The sequence below is a fragment of the Vibrio sp. THAF190c genome, assembly GCF_009363355.1.
GTDB lineage: Bacteria > Pseudomonadota > Gammaproteobacteria > Enterobacterales > Vibrionaceae > Vibrio > Vibrio fortis_A.
Genome location: NZ_CP045339.1, coordinates 1133226 through 1153598 on the forward strand (window position 1 = coordinate 1133226; position 20373 = coordinate 1153598).

Genomic DNA, 20373 nt, shown 5'->3' on the forward strand with positions numbered 1-20373 from the left:
CTGGCTTTAATGTACGAAAGCCCCTTTAAAGTCCGAGGTTAAACCAAGCGGCATAGACAGAATAGATACCTGATGAAGAGCTGGATGATGAAGCCTCCCTTCATGCCAACAAAAAGTAATAAAAACAGTAAGTTAATCAACTGGCTTGTAAGCTTGTACAATGTAAGCCCGTGTAAGCGAGTGGTTTTGTTAACTATCTGATATTGTTGATTAAATCATTAATGGTAAGTCGGACTTAAAAAGTACTCTTCGACTTCATCTGGGTGAATTGGTTTGCTAAATAGAAATCCCTGAAAGTATTGATAGCCGCAATTCATAAGAAACTGTTTTTGGCTTTCTGTTTCCACACCCTCCGCCACCACTTTGAGCTCTAGCTTCTCACAAATGGCATGTGTCGCTTTTACAATGGCTTTGCTTCCTTGATGTGAGCCGTGAACAAAACTCTTATCTAGCTTTACGGTACTGATGGGCAAATCATGCAACATCGACAGAGAGGAGTAGCCAGTACCAAAGTCATCGAGGTGTAACTCGACCCCAAGGGCCGCAATGTCGTAAAGCGCTTGTTCGACTTCTCCATGTTTGAAGATCATCGAAGACTCGGTGATCTCAAGTGCGACTTTGTTTGCAGGTAGCTGATAGAACTTGAGCATTGCAGACAGTTGGTCGGCAAATGCTGAATGGATCTGTTTGCCAGAAATATTGATGCTCAAAGTGAGCTCAGGGCCGTACTTTTTGTGCCACGTCGCCAGTTGTTTAAGAGCTGCATTCAATACCCACCGCCCAAGCGGAACGATTTGACCCGTCTCTTCGGCTAAGCTGATAAATTCTCGCGGAGCGATTTCTCCCAGTTTATGGTCTTTCCAACGAAGTAACGCCTCAAAGCCTTTTATTTTATTGCTATCACTGTGAATGATCGGCTGGTAATGCAGTTTTAAATCGTCGTTCTCGATTGCTCCTGCAAGTCGATGTCGAATATTGACCTTTCGATGTAGTGCTTTGGCAAGATCTGGAGTGAAGGTTTGGAAGCGATTTCGGCCATTCGCCTTTGCCATGTGCATTGCCATTCCAGCCTGTTTAAGTAATGACTCTTGATCCATGGCGTTGTCGGGAAAGTGTGCCGTACCAATACTACATCCGACCGATAGGGAACCGATACCCGCGATGTGAAAGCTCTTGTTAAGCGCGTTGATGATACGAGAACAAAGTAGTGGGATATTTTGATTTCGACAAGTGTGAGCAATGACGATGAACTCGTCACCACCAAAGCGGCCAATCATACACGTATCATCAACCAACTCTTTTAGTCTTATCCCTACTTGTTTAAGGAGTTGGTCACCAACATTGTGCCCATAGGTGTCGTTAACTAGCTTAAAGCCGTCTAGGTCGACAAACATCAATTCAAATGGGGAGCGGTATTCAATACTCGTCTGCAATAGGTTTGTGATACCTCGGCGGTTATGGAGTTCTGTCAGGCAATCATGCTCAGCGTTGTATTTGGCTAATAACAGACGCTCTTTTTGGCGTGTGATACAGGTTAGATTGAGTAGCAGCTGATTCTTGTCGAACAACCATTTACCTTGTACATCAAAGTAATGGGTTTTATCGCCAATCTGACAACTCACTTCTTCTAGGATCTCTTGCCCACGCATGGCGGAGAAAAGCCATAGGTCGACAGTCTCCTCGTCTCCGAGAAAGTCGATCAACTGAGTAAATGGTTTGCCATAGCTTTGGTAGAAAGCCGTATTAACACTTAATATCTCGCCGGTTTTATCGAACAATAAAGAAAGGTTCGACCCGTCTGAGCAAGCCAAGTCATGCTTTAAGCTGTTTTCTTCAGCCACTACCTGAACCAGCATACCAGTGCGTCCATCTGGCAGAGGAATTCCTGAAAATTGACATAGTGCCCGTTTAGCGATGTGCTTGGGAGTAAAGTTCCACCAGGTTTTGATGGTCTGATTGAGATGGAATTGTCGTTGGTACTCTTCGAGTGTTGCCTCAATAGCCTCAGACATCTCTTTTCCAAGATCGCGTGAAGTGAGCTCTTGAATTGAATCGGCTTCCCAAAGTGGCAGTGCGCTGCTATTCGCCCAAACGATCAATTTATTGTCAATGTCGTACACCCAAATAGGGCATTTTAGATGCTCGAATGGTAAATAACTTTGCATATATCAAGGCTTAATGGATGAAGTGAAGTGGCTGTAGCAATCGTATGGGATTGCTACACGGGTTCAGTACTGCTTTATAGGTTTAGTGAACGAATCACTTTGGTAACGTGGCCCTTGTCATTGACCTTGATAACGTAGCCCTTCTTGTCATCAAAAATCTCTCCATCAATAAGGTGCCATTCCTTCTCTTTTTTAATGATCTCTTTCGCGTAGTTTTGGTCGAACATGGAATCGTTTGGATAAACGGTTTCGATCGCTTCAAACAGAAGTTGAGCCTGGTCTTGGTTAGTCACCTGGAAGCCGCTTTTGATACACAGTTGTAACTCAGGGAGAGGTTGTGTGGTGTAAGGTTCGGTCATTGAGCCCAACACACCGTCATGGGAGTAAAATTGATAACGTCCAAAACTGCTTTCGCTGCCATCCGGTGATTTGAGTACCGGCGTTGCACTGTAAAACTGGCAGTCAAAAACCATCTTCTGAATAATGCTGCTCTGCTTTACAACCTCTACGTTCATCCAAGATAACACTTGTTTCTCAACCATTTGAGCTGTCTCATCCGTTTGTGCAGCCATCGCTGAACCGAGAGAGAGTGAGCTAGTAACAAGCAACGCAGCAAAGTATTTTTTGTTCATAGGAAATATCATTCCATTTATGGTTTTGGTGAATAGGTAACTGGCGCCAATACTACTCAATCAATGAGATTAAAAACATAGGGCGAATCGAGTTGTGAGGTTGATTCCACTGCCAAGGCTTGTGGGTAATCGTTTTCGTTACATTGCTAAGTTAACTCAGTAGTTATTACAACTGCTAATTACATTTATGTTAGTAATATATAGGGCATAAATGCCCTTGGTAGAATGAATGAACTTTTGGCTTGTTGTAAATGATCGTTATGTAAGAGAGGGTAAGAAAATAAAGGAGATGTAAGGCGAGCACGTTACTATGATGTCAGTTTTATGAATAACATTTAAAGGATATTGGTAAAGGCGCAACAGGGTGCATTCAGAACGCGAAATCGTAAATATAGGTGTACAGAGATGAATACATTGTTTTGCATACTGTAAAATAATGAGTTCGGTTACAGTATTGATGATGTATTCTCAGTCTATATACTGCCCGCGCATTTATAAATACTGGTGATAGGAATGTCAAAAGCGAAAGTGCTCATAATCGAAGATGACCAAGAGATTGCGCGTCTAACTACACTTTATCTGGAAGCTGAAGGCTATGAGGTAGAGGTTGTTGATCAAGGTAACTTGGCGGTACAAGCTATTCGAGATGTCGAGCCAGATTTAGTGCTTTTAGATTTGATGCTACCAGGACTAAGTGGTGCACAAATTTGTCGACAGGCTCGTGAGTTTTACAATGGTATTATCCTCGTATTGACAGCATCGGCTGATGAGATGAGCGAGGTAAGCTTGTTTAAGTTTGGAGCCGATGACTACGTTACAAAGCCGATTCGAGGCCATGCTTTGTTGGCTAGAATCGAAGCGTTATTGCGCCGTGCGTCGTCTAGTTCTCCATTAGAGAGCAATGAAGAGAAGACATGCGATATTGTGGTCAATACAACAATTCAAAGTGCGACTCTTTATGGTCAGGACTTGCAGCTTACTTCTGCTGAGTTCGAAATCTTAAATTTATTAGTGAATAACCTTGGTGAAGTGGTCACGCGAGATCAATGTTGCCAGCTTTTCCGTGGTATTGACTATGCGTTCAACGATCGCTCGATCGATATGCGAATCTCTGGTTTACGCCGTAAACTTCGTAACCACGCAAAAGACAAACAACTGATTAGGACGGTAAGAAACAAGGGGTACATGCTTGTTTCGTAAAGATGTAATACGCAAGCTAAGAAACATCTCGATGTTTGCGCGGCTCTATATTGGGATTGTGACGGGGATGATCGCAACGATCTATCTGTTTCTCAGTTTAGGTGAAGGGCACATGCGTCGCACAGAGATTGAAACGTTTCTCAATGATGGAACCTATTTTGTTGAGCAGTATATTCACCAACGCAACCATCCGACGTCACTATACAGAGAGCTAGACAAAACCGGCTATCAGCAGTTCTACATTTTTAATCTTCGTCTTATTGAAAACTGGGATAGCCAAGCTCCATGTTCGAATTGTACTCACTTCACGACACTAAATGGTGTGCCGATCTACCTCAGTGATCGCAATCTCTACTCTGCGGTATTTCAGCTTCCTAACTCTAAGTACAGTTTTGTGTTTAGTGAGGTAGGTGATTTCTTTTCTCCGACTATTGAGTGGTATGAAGATTCAGAGAGACACTTCCTGATTGCATTGCTCATCGCCGTCATTATCGCGATTGGGGCGAGCATCTATCTACCAGTGCGCCGCTTTCAAGAACGGATAGAGCTGTTGGTTGAAAAGCAGCAGCAATTTGGCCGAGGTAGACTCAGCACCCGCTCTGATATGGATGATATTCATCCTGTATCGGAATTAGCTAACAGTTTTAATCTGATGGCGGAGGAGATCGAGAGTAAGGTAAAGCAGAATCATATATTTGCTCAAGCCATTCCTCATGAAGTTCGAACGCCATTGAGTCGGATTCAACTCGCGACCGATCTATTACGCAGGGGAGCGCCGGCTGAACAGCAAGTTCTGTTCGATGATATCGACGGCTACATTGGCGATATCGACCAGCTTACTTCTGAAATTATTATGCTCTCTAAGTTGAACGTTATCGACAGCGCATACTTCGATTTGATAACTACAAGCTGTGACTTAGTTGATCACTGCTTGGATCGCATTCGCTATTCAAAGATCGAGAATGTTGAGTTTGAGTCGTTGGTTATCAATAGCTTTGCAACCAAGTGCGACTGCACTATGGCGCGATTGGTGCTGGACAATATCCTCAAAAATGCAGGGAATTATACGCGTGATAAAGTTTGGGTGACGCTGGATGAGAACTCCGAGAGCTGGCTGATACAAATCGAAGATAATGGTGACGGAATTCCAGAAGATAAGCGCGATGAAGTCTTGTTGCCTTTTGCGCGTCTTGACCAAAGTCGAACCGCAAAAACGGGAGGTTTTGGTCTAGGATTGGCAATAGCCAATGCTGCGGCGAAAAAAATGCGATGGCAGCTTAAATTAGAGGACAGCGTTTATGGCGGAGCAAAGTTTATTATTATTGTTCCTAAACGTAAGGCAGACAGTAATTCCTGATTTAGAGTTAATATTCAAAATAAATGTTCTCGTAAGTGTTTTTTGAGTTTATTTTATACGTTTAAATGCCAGTTTTTGCGTTCGGAATTAATAATTCAATCTCAATAACAAAAAAGGAGGGGTAAATATTTCCCCTCCTTGTACTCTAATTATGCAAGCCTGTTTGTTATTTGCGCGTTAAACCGTAAATAGCATGGTCGATAATCCGTCCATTTAAGTTTTCGCCTCGAGTAATGATTCCTTCAAGCTTACAGCCAAGTCGTTCGCAAACCGCTCGACTCGCGGTGTTCTCGACCGCCGCTGAGATCTCCACTTTCTCCATATCTAACTCGTCAAACGCTATCTGAGTAAGCTTACGGACGACTTGCGTGACAATGCCTTTCCCTTGTTGAGGCTCTGATAGCCAATAACCTATCGTTACCTTTTTTAGATTGTGGCAGATCGTGTTGAAGCTACAATTTCCGACGATGTTATCTTGATAAACAATCGCGCAAGTCATGCTTTTTCCCTCGGCATAGTCGTGGAGCGAGCGCTGGATAAATATACGAAAGTCTTGTTCAGTTTTACAATGAGGTGGCCAAGCGAGCCATTGGCTTAAATAATCAGTTTGTGCTGATACCAGCTCTGCATAATGTGAAGCAAAGCTTTCTTGTACTAGTGCAATAGAAATATCGTCGTTGATTTTTACTTTAAACATCGTGTCCTCATTAACAGCATTAAGGTCATTATACTTTGGTACTAGTTTGCTCTTTATATCGTTATCTGTCTAATTTTTATGCAAACTGTGGCACGCAAAGTTCGTTATACGTTATTCATGTCACGAAACTCAATAAACCTTACATAATTTGTGACTATATACTCAAGTAATCGATTAGTATTGGCCTCCAATAAATATAAAAACGATAAAAACTAGGCTTAATTGATGAATTTGTACTGCCAGAACGTGACGGTAGATTTGCGCAAAGCGCTATTTGGTATTGCTAAGGCTCTGGATAATGTCGGTTTCGAGAGCAAGCACCATGGACAAAGAGTCGGGTACATCGCGTATCGATGTGCACTGAGTGTAGGCTGGGAAGAAGAGCAAGCCCAACTCGCATTTTCACTTGGACTGATCCACGATTGTGGTGTGTCTCAGATAGATGAACAGCTCAGCCTTATCGCTGGTTTCATCCCTGACTCTACGCATCACCATTGCAAGAAGGGTTATCAGATACTCAAAGAGTGTCCGGTACTCTCTATCTTTGCTAAACCTGTGTTGTATCACCATACACCGTGGAATGAACTGAAAGATTTACCTGTTAGTCAGCTAGAGAAAGAGCTAGCAGCTGTTGTCATGCTTGCGGATCGAGTTGACTACCTATGTGGTGTCGCATCGGCTGACCGCTTCGGTAACCTCACTCCTGCCGGCAAGGCGTACATTATTGAACGCTTAACTGAACAAGCAGACCTTCTGTTCGAAACTAACCTTGTTCAACATATGTGTGAGTTGGTCGATACCGATGATTTCTGGTTCTCTATGGATGTGTCATACATCCAGATCATGAGCGATAGGTTTAAACCAGTCCCGTTCTTTTCTCAGCAGATGTCACTAGATGAGACGGTCGCTTTCGCGGAGTTCATCGCTAACGTAGTTGATGCCAAGAGCTCTTTTACGTTTAAGCACTCATTGAAAGTAGGGCAGTTATCAGAGTATTTGGGTAAGCAGTTAGGTTACTCCTATACAACACAGAGAAAGCTCTATTTGGCTGGACTTGTTCACGATATCGGCAAGTTGCAAACGCCACGAGAGATCCTGCATAAGCCAGGAGCACTCACTCCTGAGGAATACTGCTGTATTAAACGCCATGCGACAGATTCGCGCTTTGCTCTGCATGAGCTATTTAGTTCACCACAAATCTGCGAGTGGGCGTCTAACCACCATGAGCGCCTAGATGGTTCGGGCTATCCCATGGGGAAAACGGCAGAGCAGCTCGATAAACCAAGTCGGATTGTTGCAGTTGTTGATGTATTTCAAGCGTTGACTCAGTCTCGTCCTTATCGTCCAGGAATGAGCTTAGAACAAACGTTGGCGATATTGGATGATCATGTGCAGAACCACAAACTCGACGCTGAAGTATTCAGCTGCTTGAAAAAACACGCGCAATACTGCTTTGAGTTGTCGACTGACAAGTGCAGTGATGCACAGGCCACCGCAGCTGAATATTAGTCTAGCGCGACGATGTTTTTCCGCACGCCTTACATATAAAAGTCTGTTCTTACAGCGGCTTACAGCTATTGTTGCTCTTTGATGGTAATCTTTACTATTCAGTTTAGGAGAGGTGTTGTGTTGAATAAAACATTGCTTGTGTTGTTGGCTCTATTGATGAGTGCGGTATGGGTTTCATTCTCTGACGAGCTGGGGCAACTCGTCGATCGCCCAAAGAATGTCGATTACACAAAACTTGAACAGCTTGTAGAGAAGAAAACGACCCGACAGGAAGTGATTGAGTTGTTGGGTGAACCGAAACAAAAGCTCAATAAAGAGTATTCGGTCTCCTATCTGTATGAATACAGTGATCAACTTATCGCTCTGACCTTTCATGAGGATGTGTTGTTGTTCGAAGAAAGAGCTGAAAACGATGGCCGCTATGACTTTGAGTTGGTTAAGTGAATTAAGTTGGTTAAGTAAATTAAGTTGGTTAAGTAAAGAGCCAAATTGGTTAAATAGCGGACCTAACTGGTTAAATGATGGAACATGAAAGTTGGAACAAATCGCGTAAAAACACAACGTGGACGTTATAAAGTCACGTTCTGCTACTTAATTATAGTTATTGGGATTGTTTTAATTCGTTGGACCTATGTGCCCTAATACGTATTCCTAAGAGAAGCGACAGTGCAAATTGTCGCTTTTTTTATTTCTGTTTTCCGATAAATCCCATCAAATTTGAGCGAATTGATGCATCTTTGACCGCGCGATCGTTTGCTTTTAAAAATGTGATGAAAGTCTCATTAAGTTGTTTATACTTCTCTTCCGGTTTTAAGCCGGTGCTTAGCCAATACAAGCCGTCACATGGATATGTGAATGACCCCACGGACCGGACCAGCTGCGTTCCACTGCTTGTATAAGGTGATCTTACATGAACAATTCGTTGTTACATCCGTTAACGTTGTTAACGCCCTCTTCGCGTAGCGTATTGCTTGCGATTCTTTGTCCTTTTCCTTTGATGTCATTCGCTTGGCTCATGTTCACTCTTTAAGGATTTCTAGGACAATTTTATGAATATTTTATTTGGTTTTGTTGGTGTTTTCGCACTAATTGCTTGCGCGTACCTGCTATCTGAGAGCCGTTCGGCGATCAACTGGAAAACGGTAATCCGTGCTTTTCTACTTCAAATTAGCTTTGCTGCACTAGTGCTGTATTTCCCTTGGGGGCAAATGGCATTAACTAGCTTAAGTAGCGGTGTATCAAGCTTGCTTGGTTTTGCAGATGCGGGTATCTCATTCCTGTTTGGTGGCCTTGCTACTGAAGGGTTTATTTTCGCAGTGCGTGTACTTCCTATCATTATCTTCTTTAGCGCGCTGATTTCTGCACTTTACTATCTGGGTGTGATGCAGAAAGTGATTCAAGTTCTGGGTGGTGCCGTTCAAAAACTATTGGGTACCAGTAAAGCAGAGTCTTTGGTTGCAACAGGTAACATCTTCCTTTCTCAAGGCGAGTCGCCACTTCTTATTCGTCCTTTCTTAAAATCAATGACTCGTTCAGAGCTATTCGCAGTGATGGCTGGTGGTATGGCATCGGTCGCTGGTAGCGTGTTAGGGGGTTATGCTGGACTTGGTGTTGAACTTAAGTACCTTATTGCAGCAAGCTTCATGGCCGCGCCGGGTAGTCTTTTAATGGCTAAAATCATTGTGCCAGAGCTGGGCACACCGAGTGACTACGATAATATTGAGCTGGACAAGGCTGATCAAAGTAACGTCATTGACGCGTTAGCAAGTGGTGCAATGAACGGCATGAAGGTCGCCGTTGCTGTTGGTACTATGCTGATTGCTTTCGTCAGTGTTATCGCAATGGTCAATACAGGCCTTGAGAGCCTAGGTGAAACGGTTGGTTTTACTGGTATCACGCTACAAGCTGTATTTGGTTACCTATTCTCACCATTGGCTTGGGTTATCGGCATTCCAAGCGATGAAGTGCTAATGGCAGGTTCTTACATTGGTCAGAAGATCATTATGAATGAGTTTGTTGCTTTCATCGATTTCGTCGAGAACAAAGCGTTACTTTCAGAACACAGCCAAGTGATCATCACTTTTGCATTGTGCGGCTTTGCGAACATCGGTTCTATTGCGATTCAGTTAGGTTCTGTCGGTGTTATCGCTCCTGAGCGTCGTGCTGAGGTGGCAAACCTTGGTCTTAAAGCGGTTGCAGCAGGCACATTGGCTAACCTAATGAGCGCATGCTTGGCGGGTATCTTTATCTTGCTTTAACCTGCGGTTACTCTTTCTCTCAGTTGACGCCTTTATGACAATGCGAGAGCAGTAGAGTAGAACCATATATGTATTTAACGGGCACTTGGGGCTTTTCTCCCTAAGTGCCCGTTTTTTGTTTTCGTGTTGATTGTTCTGGAAACTCAGTATCGCTCGTTAGGGGAATAGTGGGGTGAATCTATCTCGTATATACTTCTAAGGTGCGTCATCCCCAAAGCATTGTTTTATCGCGTTATTTAAGAAAGGCTTTTTATGAAAACAAGAGTATGTGTTGGTTTGCTGGTTGCTATTTCATTAGTCTCCGCTCTGATTTTTTTGTTGGCAGGTGATAGCCACTTTCCAGTGACGCAATGGCCGAAAGAAGCGTATCTAGGTTTGGTATTTAGTATTGTTTGGGGTGGCGGCGTGATGGCGAGTGTTGCTTACGTTTTCTCCGCGATGGTTTTTGTCACGGTAGCCGTGGTGGGTTATGCCATTGGTTACAAGATTGGCAGTTACTTACCGACTTCTAGCGATGCGAAATAATGCACTGGTTCGATAGACTCCGAATATATTGGTATCACCGAAAGCAATCGAAGCGCTGGCCTAAAGACGGCGCGCGTTCTCTTGGGTGGACTGACCGAGATTCACAGCACGCTCGTTTTTCTGCGATTGCGAATAATGTCGAGTTTGATGGAAAAACGGTACTTGACCTTGGTTGCGGTTATGGCGATTTGTATCCGTTCTTGACGGCACAATACTCAATACCTTCTTATCTTGGGATTGAGCAGCATGCGGCGTTTTATCAGCAGGCGAAAGAGCGATATCAAAATGCAACCTGTGCCTTTACACGTGGCGATATCAGCACGATTTCTTTGAAGCCATATGATGTGGTTGTGGCGAGCGGCTCGTTGAATTACGCATCTAAAAACGAACACTATCTGACTTCAATGATCACAAGAATGTATACGTTGGCGAACAAAACGGTGGTGTTTAATTTGTTAGACAAACATTACTATCCAGCTCGCCAACTGCTCGTCAGTTATCACCCGCAAGGGGTTTATCGATTTTGCAAAACGCTCTGTGAAGATGTCACGCTGATCGACGGTTATTGCGATGGTGATTTTACGATTGTAATGAACAAAGCGAAGTGAAGAGCAAGCGCAAATAACGGAAAAGTAATCACCCAATGAAACAAACCCAAGCAGAAGATACTTGGGTTTGTTGTATAGACTTGAGTGCTGAGCAACTGTAAGTCGAGTCCTTAATACGGCTTGTTCTCCACTAAACCGTAAGGCAGACTTTTGAATACTTCCGGATGCTTTTGGAAGTTTGGTGCTTCATTCACTTGTTGCCAATCGAGCAGCATAATCGCCAGTACATTTCGATGCTCACCATACTCTAAATCAAAATCGCCCGTAATGGATGGGATCATACCTTGCTGCTTATCGATAGATGCTTGTATTGCCAAACGAGTCTTCTCTACAACTGGATCATCTTCTAAGCCTGCTAATAAGAAGGTTAAACCAACCTCGGCAATCACATCTTCCTTGGCACGTAACAGTATTGTATCGATGTTTTCACGGAAGTAATCGTAGATCCATTGGTGCTCTTTTTCACTGACTTGATGTTGGTAGTATTCTGAATCACCAAAAATGATGTGTGTCATCCCGTAGATTTTATTACCAAACTGTTGTGTAGAGAGCTTTTTGTCCTGATCGTCAGGGTAAGCGGATTTGAATGTCTCGACGAACTCATCAACCACATCTTGTTCACCTAGTTGTCGTAACCAGTACACTTGATTTGCTAGCTGTGCAGCCCAAGCTTTTACCATCTCTTCGTTGGTTGCGTACTTAGAAAAATCGTAGCGGCGGATGACTTCTCTTAGTTTGGCATCGTTTTTATGTTCTAACCCGTACTCGTTAGCGCGAGCCATTGAGCCGAGTAGATCAACCCCTAAGAACAGATACTCTGGCATGTGCTTAGTGATGTTGTAGCGACGAACACTGCGCTCATCTTCTTCATCAACATACGACGCAATGCGCTTTTCTGAGTAGAGAACAATTTGTTCTTGGGTGTAAACCTCATTAGAAAGTCTGCTCAGCTTACTGGCAACGCGTGCCATGTCACTCCAAACTGCAGCAGCGTACTTTTCATCTTGGGTTTGTCGGAACATACGAACGCCATAGTGTCCCTCTTTAAACGCAGGGAGCGTGTAAAGTTGACTTTCGTAAGTATTTCGAATGATATCAGCAGAAGTTTTGAAGCTTTGTTGTTGCGATGGGTTGAGTTTGCTTTGGGTAGTATTTTGTTGCGTTGTATTCTCAGCTTTTGCATTAGACTGCGCATAGGCGCCAGCAATAGCGGAGGTCGATAGCAAAATACAGAGTGTTATTGTTTTTAGCTTCATATCAAAGGTACCGAGCAGAGGGAGAGAGCTCAAAAATAGCACTGAGCTATATAATGAATGTAAGTGTTTGGTCAGCTTGTTGTTATTTTTATAGCCCAAGAAAACCATTTAAAGCAAAGTGATAACTCCAATAAATGTTTATTGGTGATGAAAAGCTCACTATTCGCATGTCGTTTTTACAAGTTATAGATTTTTGGCCTGTTAACTGCATACTATGAGATAAACTAAAGCAAAAAGTAGTGATTGATGTTTATTGAGCCTCATTTTATAGCAGTAAACATACAAAAATAGACAAAGCAGGGGGAACGAATTATGACGAATCGTTCAAGTAAGCAGTGGTCTGCTAGGATATTATCTTGTTTATTTTTGCTAACGACCATCAGTGCGGTTGAATTTTTTCACCAAAAGCAGATAACTTTCTTAAAGAACGAAGCCTTTGCTGAGGCTCAGAAACAGCTAGCTGTCGTACGATCACGTATTGAAGCGGTGATTGTGACAGATATGTATCTTCTCAACGGTATGTCCACACAAGTTGCCATTGCCCCGCGAGGCAGTGTTGAAGAGTGGAACAAGATCGCAGACAGTATTATTCAAGACGGTTCGCATATCCAATTGATTGGTTTGGCACAAAATGATGTGCTGAGCTTTGTCTACCCAAGAAAAGGCAATGAAAGCATTTTGGGTATCGACTACCGAGATCATCCAGAACAGTGGCTTTCGATTGTTTTGGCTCGCCAACTTGGAAAAACTTTCATCTCTGGCCCCGTAGAACTCTTTCAGGGTGGTTGGGCACTGATCACTCGAACTCCAATCTTTATGGACCCTCCCTTTAATCGAGAGTATTGGGGAGTATCAAGCGCGGTTATCAGTTTAGAATCCTTGTTAAAAGACGCAGGTGCCGAGCAATTGGAGAGCCGTTATCATTTTGCCATCCGAGGTTTCAACAGTACGGGAAAAGACGGTGATGTTTTCTATGGTGATGAGAGTGTTTTTGAATCCGCATTTGCTACAGAAATGGCGAGCTTCCCATATGGCGGCTGGTTTTTAGCTCTGTCAGGCGAAGATAAGGTGTTGATGGATGTGTCATGGATACGCATAAACATTATGCGTATTATCGGCTATTCCGTACTGTTTTTGCTCTCTCTAGCCTTTTTTACTATCTATCGCCTCTATACTGTCGCTCACGGGCGTGCAATGCACGATGAGCTGACGATGTTGCCGAACAGACGTTATTTCATGTACAGCCTTAAAATGGCTTTCAGAGATGCTAAGAGTAGTGGCTCAGAACGTTTTGCGGTAATGAATATTGACCTCGATGGCTTTAAATCAATTAATGATACATACGGGCATGCGGCAGGCGATAAGGTACTGGTTGAGGTTTCAAAGCGTATTCGTGCTGTACTACGAAGCTCGGATATCGTGGCGCGAATGGGGGGCGATGAGTTCCTGATTTTACTGCCACGAGTGCATGATGATCAGAACCTACTTTCAATCCGCAGCAAGCTAGAACGAGATATCTGTCTAAGACCCGTAGAGTTCGATGGGCAGGAGATTGCTCTAAATGCCAGTATCGGCTGGGTAGCTTATACAGAAGCGTTTAATGATGTCGATGAGCTACTAAAAGCTGCAGATGAAAAAATGTACCAGAGAAAGCGCGCAAGTTAATACAAGTCGAATTAGAATTTAGTTGCTGAATTGGGTTAAAAGCCTCAGAATACCGCGCTTCGTAACGCGATGTTGGTCAAGATTTAGCGTTACACAGCCCATGCGAACCTCGCACTGAGCTTACCTTTTCGTTAACTGAGACATTATTCTATGAGTTTTACCTCCCTAGGCCTTTCTGCTCCTATTCTAAAAGCGATTGAAGCACAAGGTTATGACAAGCCATCACCTATCCAAGAAAAAGCGATTCCAGCCGTTTTGAAGGGAAAGGATGTGATGGCCGCCGCTCAAACTGGTACAGGTAAAACTGCTGGCTTCACGCTCCCTATCCTTGAGCTTCTTTCTAAAGGCCCACGCGTGCGTGCCAATCAAGTACGAGCTTTGGTCTTGACACCGACTCGCGAATTGGCTGCACAGGTCAACGGAAGTGTTGTGAAATATGGTATCAATCTGCCTTTGAATTCATCGGTGGTATTTGGTGGTGTGAAGATTAACCCGCAAATGCAGAAGCTGCGCAAAGGAAGCGATGTATTGGTTGCAACACCGGGTCGCTTGCTTGATCTTTACAACCAAAATGCAGTGCGTTTTGATCAGCTAGAAATCTTGGTGTTAGACGAAGCTGACCGAATGCTAGACATGGGTTTCATCCGTGATATTCGCAAGATCTTAGCTTTCCTACCTAAAAAGCGTCAAAACCTACTGTTCTCAGCAACATTCTCAGATGAAATTCGCAGCCTAGCAAAAGGGTTAGTGAACAATCCTGTTGAGATCTCAGTGAATCCAGCAAACTCTACGGCGAAAACGGTAGAGCAGAGTATTTATCCTGCTGACAAGAAAAAGAAAGCGCCAATGTTGGCCAAGCTTATTAAAGATAATGATTGGCAGCAGGTTCTGGTGTTTAGCAAAACAAAACATGGAGCAAACAAACTGGCTCGTTTTCTTGGTGACCAAGGTATTACTGCTGCGCCAATCCACGGCAACAAGAGCCAAGGCGCGCGTACAAAAGCACTAGAAAACTTTAAGACCGGTCAGGTGAGAGTCTTGGTTGCAACGGATATTGCTGCACGTGGTATTGATATTCCTCAACTACCTCAAGTGGTTAACTTCGACCTTCCTCATGTCTCTGAGGACTATGTACACCGTATAGGACGTACAGGCCGTGCTGGTGAGGTGGGTAAGGCTATTTCTTTAGTGTGTGCAGATGAAGCTTCAGAGCTATTTGGTATCGAGCGTCTTATCCAGCAAGTTCTAGAGCGTCGTGAGTTAGAAGGTTTTAGCCCAGTAAACAAATTGCCAGAATCTAAGTTGGATACGCGTCCGATTAAGCCTAAGAAACCGAAAAAGCCTAAGAAGCCAAAGACAGAGCATTCGGATGGCCAACGTTCATCAGATAATGCTCGTGGTCATAAGCCCGTGGGTAAGAACAAACGCCATGCGCCTGGCACAGGCCCTGCACCTAAACGTCAGCCGGATGCAGCTCATAGAGCGCAAGGTGGTGATGATGCTTCTGTTAAGAACAATGGGAGTAACTTTAAGCGTGGCAAAGGCAAGAAGCCGGTGAATGGTACGGGTTCAAACTCGAAGCCTGTAGGTAGTGGAAAGAAGCCATCATCAGCGAAACGCAGCGGTGGCAAATCTAACCAAGCAGGTCAAAGTAAATCGGGTTATGGCTCAAGCTATGGTCCTAAGGGATCTGCAAGTAAATCGAATACAGGTAGTCGCAGCAAGCCAAAAACTGGGGCAAACAACAAGTAATAAACTCTCAGACGACTTAGTGCTAACCTAACAAACAAGAACGCAAACTGATTTAATCATGTTTGCGTTTTTTTGGTCCTAAGAAAATAGGCTTTTGTTTTCAATATATTACGTATTACTTATGCTTTATTGGGGTTGTTGGACGTTGAAAAGCCGTTTGAAGAGCGCTTATTTACTCTCAGTAATAACAACATAATCACTAGCGTTATTAGTATTGATTGCAAAATGCAATTTCACATTGCAAATCATGAACTCATAAACGACCAATAAGTGTGCTGATGCGTAGTAAAGTGGGGTTTTAAAAGTTGGCACGCATAGTGCATTAATATAAATGACCCTTCTTAAGCCGAGGGTCACCTAGCCAACTGACGTTGTTAGTGAACCTTTATTGTTCACACAAAATATATAGCCAATCACGTTTATTGTGGTTGGTTTTTTTTTGCCTGCAATTTCTAAGTTGATGCTTTGGCGTTGATTAACTCTCACCACATTTTGAGTAACAGCTTGGCTGACGTGGACACTCTCCACCTCGGGAACAAATAAGTCTTGCCTCTGTTTCTATCCCACGTTCAATCCAGTTAATGTTTAGAATCTTCGCGATGGTCGTAAGATCCTTCTTGATATTGCGTGGAATAGCGACTGACCCGCCATTGTTTACACAGGAAGCTTTTAGCTGCTCTGCTATTTCTCGTGAATTACCACCTTGCGCATCAATTGCTGGGTTGAGGTCGATGCCTGCACACAATACGCGGTTGTTACCCGCTGGGTCCGTCATATTGATGGATTCGCAACAGTAGATTCGAGGCTCGTCACCCACATTCAAAATTGAAATCTGAGCAGAGTTGCCATCTCTAGGTTCTGATAATCGACGGAAAACTGCCCAGTGCTGACATGGGTCGGCTACCGTTCGCATGTTACCCCATGGAAGTGGGATCCCGTTGCCTCGATATACCGCCTTGAGCTTCCCTGGACCGTAAGCATCAAAGTAGTGCCAGTGAGGGTAGGGCGATACTACAGTCATTCTTCGCATCGCAACAGAGGGGGAAACCCCCGCTCTTTTGTGTACGTCGATTTCATAACCAGTTCTGTCCAGTAGTTGTCTGAACGGCACTTTAGGGCAGAGTAGGGCGCCAGCAAAGAAGCTAGACTCAAAGTCTCGCCACGCTTGTAGGATGTCTTGAGAGTTAAGCTGTGAAGACGTTTTGCTTTGGGCATCGTCCCAAGTGTTGTTATTGCCCACAGACAGCACACTCTTTAGCCCCTCTTTGCTGTGCAAAATACAATGGCCAATGTAAACAGCAAGGTCATACTTGAGACGGGTTGGGTACTCCTTGAGGATCTCATTGAGATAGATGGTACCAGGAGGCTCAAAGAATGACGTAACTAGCTGTTTTGCGTTTATCCCTAGTTCATCCACCACATCTTGCGGAGTGCGTGTTACCCAGCGAATCTGTATTCCTAACCCACGGGCTATATCGATAAGGTCTTCAACGCTTAAGTTGAGCCGTTTCAGTCCTACCTCTTCGGCTGCACGCTCCAAATCTGGAAAGTGGTTTTGGTTGCTTTCTTGATGCGCTCGAATGAGTAGGTGGGCAAATTGCCGTCCAGAAATGCCCGTTTGTGAGAGCATTTCTGGAATGGCAATCTGAAGAATGTCATTCGAGAATAGGAAACTTGGCTCCAACGCCATTCCGCTTATCCCACCACGATTGCCCTTGTCGGGGGTTATCGCTTGTTGTTCTGGCTCATCGTCCAAAAACCAAGTGGGATTTTTCTGAAATACTTCAGCGATCACTTCGAGCATATCAATACTCGGGACGCGCTTCCCTCGCTCAATCATAGAGAGATAAGAGACTGAAGGGGCGTACTCAGGATTCACTCTAATGCAACGAGCAGAGAGATCTTCCATAGTTAAATGGTTGCGTTTCCGTAGGTTACGTATCTTCGTACCCAAGAAATGAGACTGACGAACTAAACTTTTTGACAAGGCCATATTTGTAAAATTCACATTGTAAAATTTTTGTTGTGAAATTGTAGGCAAAAAAGCGCTAGTCTACAAACTAAGCAATTCACAAAATGACGAAGAAATTAAACGTTTGTTTGGAATAATTGCTCTAGGACACACATTTGCTATGAAAATCGATGATTTTTCATCGGACTGGTCAAGAGGGAAAGACTATGAATATGCTGACATTCGATAAAACAGAAATCCAAAAACAATCTAAGCCATTTATCGCTGAAGCTGTCTTTGCCGTAGAGACCATCAGTGCAAACCAACAAACTGAAAAACAGATTAAAGCAAAACAGCTGCTAGACCGTCTGTTTCCACTAGAGAATGGTTCACATCAAGACGTAACTAGCTATGTAATCGATTACCGTCATATCATGGCATATTTCAAAGATGGTCAACACAGCGGACTTAAACATCCTAAGCAGTTTGTTGCCTACATGGGCGAGAAGTGCGACCCAGATTCAATTTTGTTCCGTGATGGAAGCGGTAGTCACCTTGAAGTAATGTTTGGTTGCCACAAAGGTACAGGGCGTATCGAACTGGTTGATATTGATGATATCCAGTTGGAGACTTGTACGACTTTCGGTCAATCACCAATGGAAGCGACCCAATCTGAACAGCGCGAAACCGCTGCCTTACGTCACTGGATCAGTCTGGTTCAAGGTGATGAGAAGGGTAAGCCTAAGGCGTGCAGTGAAGACAAAGAATTTCGTGCAAAAAGTGGCGAAGATTACTGCTTAAATTACTGCTACAACATTTAAGTGCTTATAAGGGACACTGACAACGTTAAATGGCCAATGTGCTTTTAAGAAAAACAAAGCCCCGTCTATATTGACGGGGCTTTGTTGATTATTGATGCAAGCTTACATCGCTTTGGTTGTATACAACAGCTTTTCACTTATAGCTTGAGAGTGATAGTCATTAGAACGACGGTCATTCGAGCAATAATAAACGGCCTATAATGGCATAACTCGATTTCGCCCTAGAGACTTAGCTTCGTATAGAAGCTTATCAGCCCGTTCGATCAATGAATCGGCCGTCTCGTTTGGCTGCAGCTCGGCAACACCGAATGAAGCGGTGATGTTACCCACTTGCTCGCCACTGCGACGATCTTTAATCGAAAGCTTTTCTAGAGAGCGGCGACTCGTATCAGCGATCTGACGTGCGATACGCAATGACTTATTAGGAATGATCATCGCGAACTCTTCGCCACCAAAACGATAGGCTGAGATACCATCACGACAAGTCATCTTGAGTTTACGCGCAATGCCTTTTAAGACCGTATCGCCAAACAGGTGACCGTAGGTATCGTTGAAGGTTTTGAAGTGGTCGATGTCCAACAGTACCAAACACAGTGCCTGATCAGATTCGCACAACATCTGCAGGTCTTTATTGAAAGAGCGACGATTGTAAAGAGTGGTTAGACTGTCAAAGAGTGCATCTTTCTGAACCTCAACCAACTGACTTTTAAGTTTACTGATCTCAGTAGTTGCAGCATTTAATTGAGAGTTAAGGAATTGGGTAGAGTGACGAATGTTTTGTGATTCAGAAACTAACTGACGAACAAGAGACATTACTTCATCAATCGACATGCTGTTGTTATCGACTTGAGATAAGTCTTCGAAGCTCTTGTCGATCATTTCAGAGAACGCCGATGTATCGGTCAGAGTGTCGTTCATCGAGCTCGATACTTCAGAAACCAGCAGTTCTAGATTGGCACGCAAATCATTAATGGTGGTTTCTGACTTACTTGCAACGTAGTCGTTATACAGCTGCTCCCCAAGCGCTGGTGGACAGATACCATAATGTTCTAGCACGCCGTCCATATCTTTATTGAGTTGTGGAATGGCGTTGTCTACGTAGGTGTACCACAAGGCGTAGTTTGCAGGTGTGGTGGACACTCTATTTTTCATCATAAGTGGCACCGCTTTCTTTAAATTTGCGGTGGATTTCTGAAATTCGTCTTTCTTCATTATCTTACTTGCAGATATATAAACCAGCTAAATCTAACGTGAACTCAAGACTAGCGGATTTTCGCTCTATTTGCTTTAAAAATTATACGATTAATGGATGCGGGTTATATAAATTACCCCATTTTCTTAGGGTTTTTGTGTTACTAAGTATTTATTGGGCAAGATATCACCAAAAGAGACTTTATGAGCTATTGGTTTGGTGAATGAAATAGGGTGAGAGTGATAGGGAGTATTTGACGAGCAGAAACAAAAAAGCGCCGGTCGAAACCAGCGCTTTAAAATCTTTTTAGCTAGAAGCTATTATTGAGCAACAACGTTAGCTGCTTGTAGGCCTTTTTGACCGTTTTCAACTTCGAAAGAAACCTTTTGGCCTTCTTTCAGAGTTTTGAAACCTTCAGAAACGATAGCACGGAAGTGAACGAATACGTCAGCACCGCCGTTATCTTGAGAAATGAAGCCGAAACCTTTCTCTTCGTTAAACCATTTTACAGTACCAGTATTTGTGTTAGACATAATTTGTCCCTTATTCAAAAAATTACTAAATTGTTGATTGCATTAATGCAATGCGCTGATAATTGAATTATTTAATATTGCTAAGAAATAAGGAAAAACTACTTACAAAAACGGGTAACGATTTTACTTGTCAATTTTACTTTGGTTCTAACTTAAATAACTCCGGCTAACAGAGCAAGAGCATGTTAACACAGTCTGCATCTTTGTACACACATTCATTACGAATTTGGCGACTTTTTTGCCGCTTAGGGC

General features: G+C 43.4%; 17 protein-coding genes. 10 read left to right on the plus strand and 7 right to left on the minus strand.

The window, feature by feature from the left end:
• Positions 1-218 precede the first annotated feature (218 nt).
• Positions 219-2165 carry a bifunctional diguanylate cyclase/phosphodiesterase gene (locus FIV04_RS20125; RefSeq protein ID WP_152470273.1) on the minus strand — a complete coding sequence of 649 codons (1947 nt, stop codon included), beginning with the start codon at positions 2163-2165 and terminating at the stop codon, positions 219-221.
• A 74-nt stretch (positions 2166-2239) separates the two neighbouring features.
• The gene (locus FIV04_RS20130) at positions 2240-2797 is read right to left on the minus strand and encodes a hypothetical protein (protein WP_152470274.1); all 558 of its coding nucleotides are present in this window, start codon (positions 2795-2797) and stop codon (positions 2240-2242) included.
• A 513-nt stretch (positions 2798-3310) separates the two neighbouring features.
• Here FIV04_RS20130 and FIV04_RS20135 point away from each other — a divergent pair.
• Entirely contained in the window at positions 3311-3997 is a 687-nt protein-coding gene (locus FIV04_RS20135; RefSeq protein ID WP_032550209.1) for a response regulator transcription factor, read from the plus strand.
• A gap of 31 nt (positions 3998-4028) precedes the next feature.
• Positions 4029-5354 carry a HAMP domain-containing sensor histidine kinase gene (locus tag FIV04_RS20140; RefSeq protein ID WP_152470677.1) on the plus strand — a complete coding sequence of 442 codons (1326 nt, stop codon included), beginning with the start codon at positions 4029-4031 and terminating at the stop codon, positions 5352-5354.
• Between the two features lie 166 nt (positions 5355-5520).
• Here the strand turns inward: FIV04_RS20140 and FIV04_RS20145 are convergent, their stop codons facing one another.
• A complete protein-coding gene (locus FIV04_RS20145) occupies positions 5521-6051 on the minus strand; it encodes a GNAT family N-acetyltransferase (RefSeq protein WP_152470275.1) in 531 nt (176 codons plus the stop codon).
• A gap of 225 nt (positions 6052-6276) precedes the next feature.
• On the opposite strand from FIV04_RS20145, the gene FIV04_RS20150 reads away from it, so the two are divergent.
• From FIV04_RS20150 to FIV04_RS20170, 5 genes are all read left to right on the plus strand, one after another.
• A complete protein-coding gene (locus FIV04_RS20150) occupies positions 6277-7560 on the plus strand; it encodes an HD-GYP domain-containing protein (protein ID WP_152470276.1) in 1284 nt (427 codons plus the stop codon).
• 117 nt (positions 7561-7677) lie between these two features.
• On the plus strand, positions 7678-8004 hold the full coding sequence (locus FIV04_RS20155; protein ID WP_152470277.1) for a hypothetical protein: 327 nt from the start codon (positions 7678-7680) through the stop codon (positions 8002-8004).
• 605 nt (positions 8005-8609) lie between these two features.
• On the plus strand, positions 8610-9818 hold the full coding sequence (locus FIV04_RS20160; protein ID WP_152470278.1) for a NupC/NupG family nucleoside CNT transporter: 1209 nt from the start codon (positions 8610-8612) through the stop codon (positions 9816-9818).
• Between the two features lie 252 nt (positions 9819-10070).
• Entirely contained in the window at positions 10071-10343 is a 273-nt protein-coding gene (locus FIV04_RS20165) for a hypothetical protein (protein ID WP_152470279.1), read from the plus strand.
• Positions 10343-10951 carry a trans-aconitate 2-methyltransferase gene (locus FIV04_RS20170; RefSeq protein ID WP_152470280.1) on the plus strand — a complete coding sequence of 203 codons (609 nt, stop codon included), beginning with the start codon at positions 10343-10345 and terminating at the stop codon, positions 10949-10951. Before FIV04_RS20165 ends, FIV04_RS20170 begins: the two co-directional genes overlap by 1 nt.
• 110 nt (positions 10952-11061) lie before the next feature.
• Here FIV04_RS20170 and FIV04_RS20175 read toward each other — a convergent pair whose 3' ends face one another.
• Complete coding sequence (locus FIV04_RS20175; protein ID WP_152470281.1) at positions 11062-12207, minus strand: DUF3541 domain-containing protein; 1146 nt, start codon at positions 12205-12207, stop codon at positions 11062-11064.
• 312 nt (positions 12208-12519) lie between these two features.
• Here FIV04_RS20175 and FIV04_RS20180 point away from each other — a divergent pair, with 312 nt between their 5' ends.
• Complete coding sequence (locus FIV04_RS20180; protein WP_152470282.1) at positions 12520-13872, plus strand: diguanylate cyclase; 1353 nt, start codon at positions 12520-12522, stop codon at positions 13870-13872.
• Between the two features lie 150 nt (positions 13873-14022).
• Positions 14023-15624: a DEAD/DEAH box helicase gene (locus FIV04_RS20185; protein ID WP_152470283.1), complete on the plus strand. Its 1602-nt coding sequence runs from the start codon at positions 14023-14025 to the stop codon at positions 15622-15624.
• Between the two features lie 475 nt (positions 15625-16099).
• On the opposite strand, the gene FIV04_RS20190 is transcribed toward FIV04_RS20185, so the two are convergent.
• Positions 16100-17632 (minus strand): DUF3612 domain-containing protein, encoded by a 1533-nt coding sequence (locus FIV04_RS20190; protein WP_152470284.1) that lies wholly within the window; start codon positions 17630-17632, stop codon positions 16100-16102.
• A gap of 170 nt (positions 17633-17802) precedes the next feature.
• Here FIV04_RS20190 and FIV04_RS20195 point away from each other — a divergent pair, with 170 nt between their 5' ends.
• On the plus strand, positions 17803-18396 hold the full coding sequence (locus FIV04_RS20195; RefSeq protein ID WP_150897190.1) for a hypothetical protein: 594 nt from the start codon (positions 17803-17805) through the stop codon (positions 18394-18396).
• A 195-nt stretch (positions 18397-18591) separates the two neighbouring features.
• On the opposite strand, the gene FIV04_RS20200 is transcribed toward FIV04_RS20195, so the two are convergent.
• Positions 18592-19608, minus strand: a complete 1017-nt coding sequence (locus tag FIV04_RS20200; protein WP_152470285.1) for a GGDEF domain-containing protein — start codon at positions 19606-19608, stop codon at positions 18592-18594.
• A gap of 300 nt (positions 19609-19908) precedes the next feature.
• The gene (locus tag FIV04_RS20205; protein ID WP_004740083.1) at positions 19909-20121 is read right to left on the minus strand and encodes a cold-shock protein; all 213 of its coding nucleotides are present in this window, start codon (positions 20119-20121) and stop codon (positions 19909-19911) included.
• Positions 20122-20373 lie beyond the last annotated feature (252 nt).

Coding starts and splice junctions, on each gene's coding strand:
- FIV04_RS20125 (WP_152470273.1), bottom strand. CDS start 2,165: ATGCAAAGTTATTTACCATTCGAGCATCTAAAATGCCCTATTTGGGTG.
- FIV04_RS20130 (WP_152470274.1), bottom strand. CDS start 2,797: ATGAACAAAAAATACTTTGCTGCGTTGCTTGTTACTAGCTCACTCTCT.
- FIV04_RS20135 (WP_032550209.1), top strand. CDS start 3,311: ATGTCAAAAGCGAAAGTGCTCATAATCGAAGATGACCAAGAGATTGCG.
- FIV04_RS20140 (WP_152470677.1), top strand. CDS start 4,029: ATGTTTGCGCGGCTCTATATTGGGATTGTGACGGGGATGATCGCAACG.
- FIV04_RS20145 (WP_152470275.1), bottom strand. CDS start 6,051: ATGTTTAAAGTAAAAATCAACGACGATATTTCTATTGCACTAGTACAA.
- FIV04_RS20150 (WP_152470276.1), top strand. CDS start 6,277: ATGAATTTGTACTGCCAGAACGTGACGGTAGATTTGCGCAAAGCGCTA.
- FIV04_RS20160 (WP_152470278.1), top strand. CDS start 8,610: ATGAATATTTTATTTGGTTTTGTTGGTGTTTTCGCACTAATTGCTTGC.
- FIV04_RS20165 (WP_152470279.1), top strand. CDS start 10,071: ATGAAAACAAGAGTATGTGTTGGTTTGCTGGTTGCTATTTCATTAGTC.
- FIV04_RS20170 (WP_152470280.1), top strand. CDS start 10,343: ATGCACTGGTTCGATAGACTCCGAATATATTGGTATCACCGAAAGCAA.
- FIV04_RS20175 (WP_152470281.1), bottom strand. CDS start 12,207: ATGAAGCTAAAAACAATAACACTCTGTATTTTGCTATCGACCTCCGCT.
- FIV04_RS20180 (WP_152470282.1), top strand. CDS start 12,520: ATGACGAATCGTTCAAGTAAGCAGTGGTCTGCTAGGATATTATCTTGT.
- FIV04_RS20185 (WP_152470283.1), top strand. CDS start 14,023: ATGAGTTTTACCTCCCTAGGCCTTTCTGCTCCTATTCTAAAAGCGATT.
- FIV04_RS20195 (WP_150897190.1), top strand. CDS start 17,803: ATGAATATGCTGACATTCGATAAAACAGAAATCCAAAAACAATCTAAG.
- FIV04_RS20200 (WP_152470285.1), bottom strand. CDS start 19,608: ATGAAGAAAGACGAATTTCAGAAATCCACCGCAAATTTAAAGAAAGCG.
- FIV04_RS20205 (WP_004740083.1), bottom strand. CDS start 20,121: ATGTCTAACACAAATACTGGTACTGTAAAATGGTTTAACGAAGAGAAA.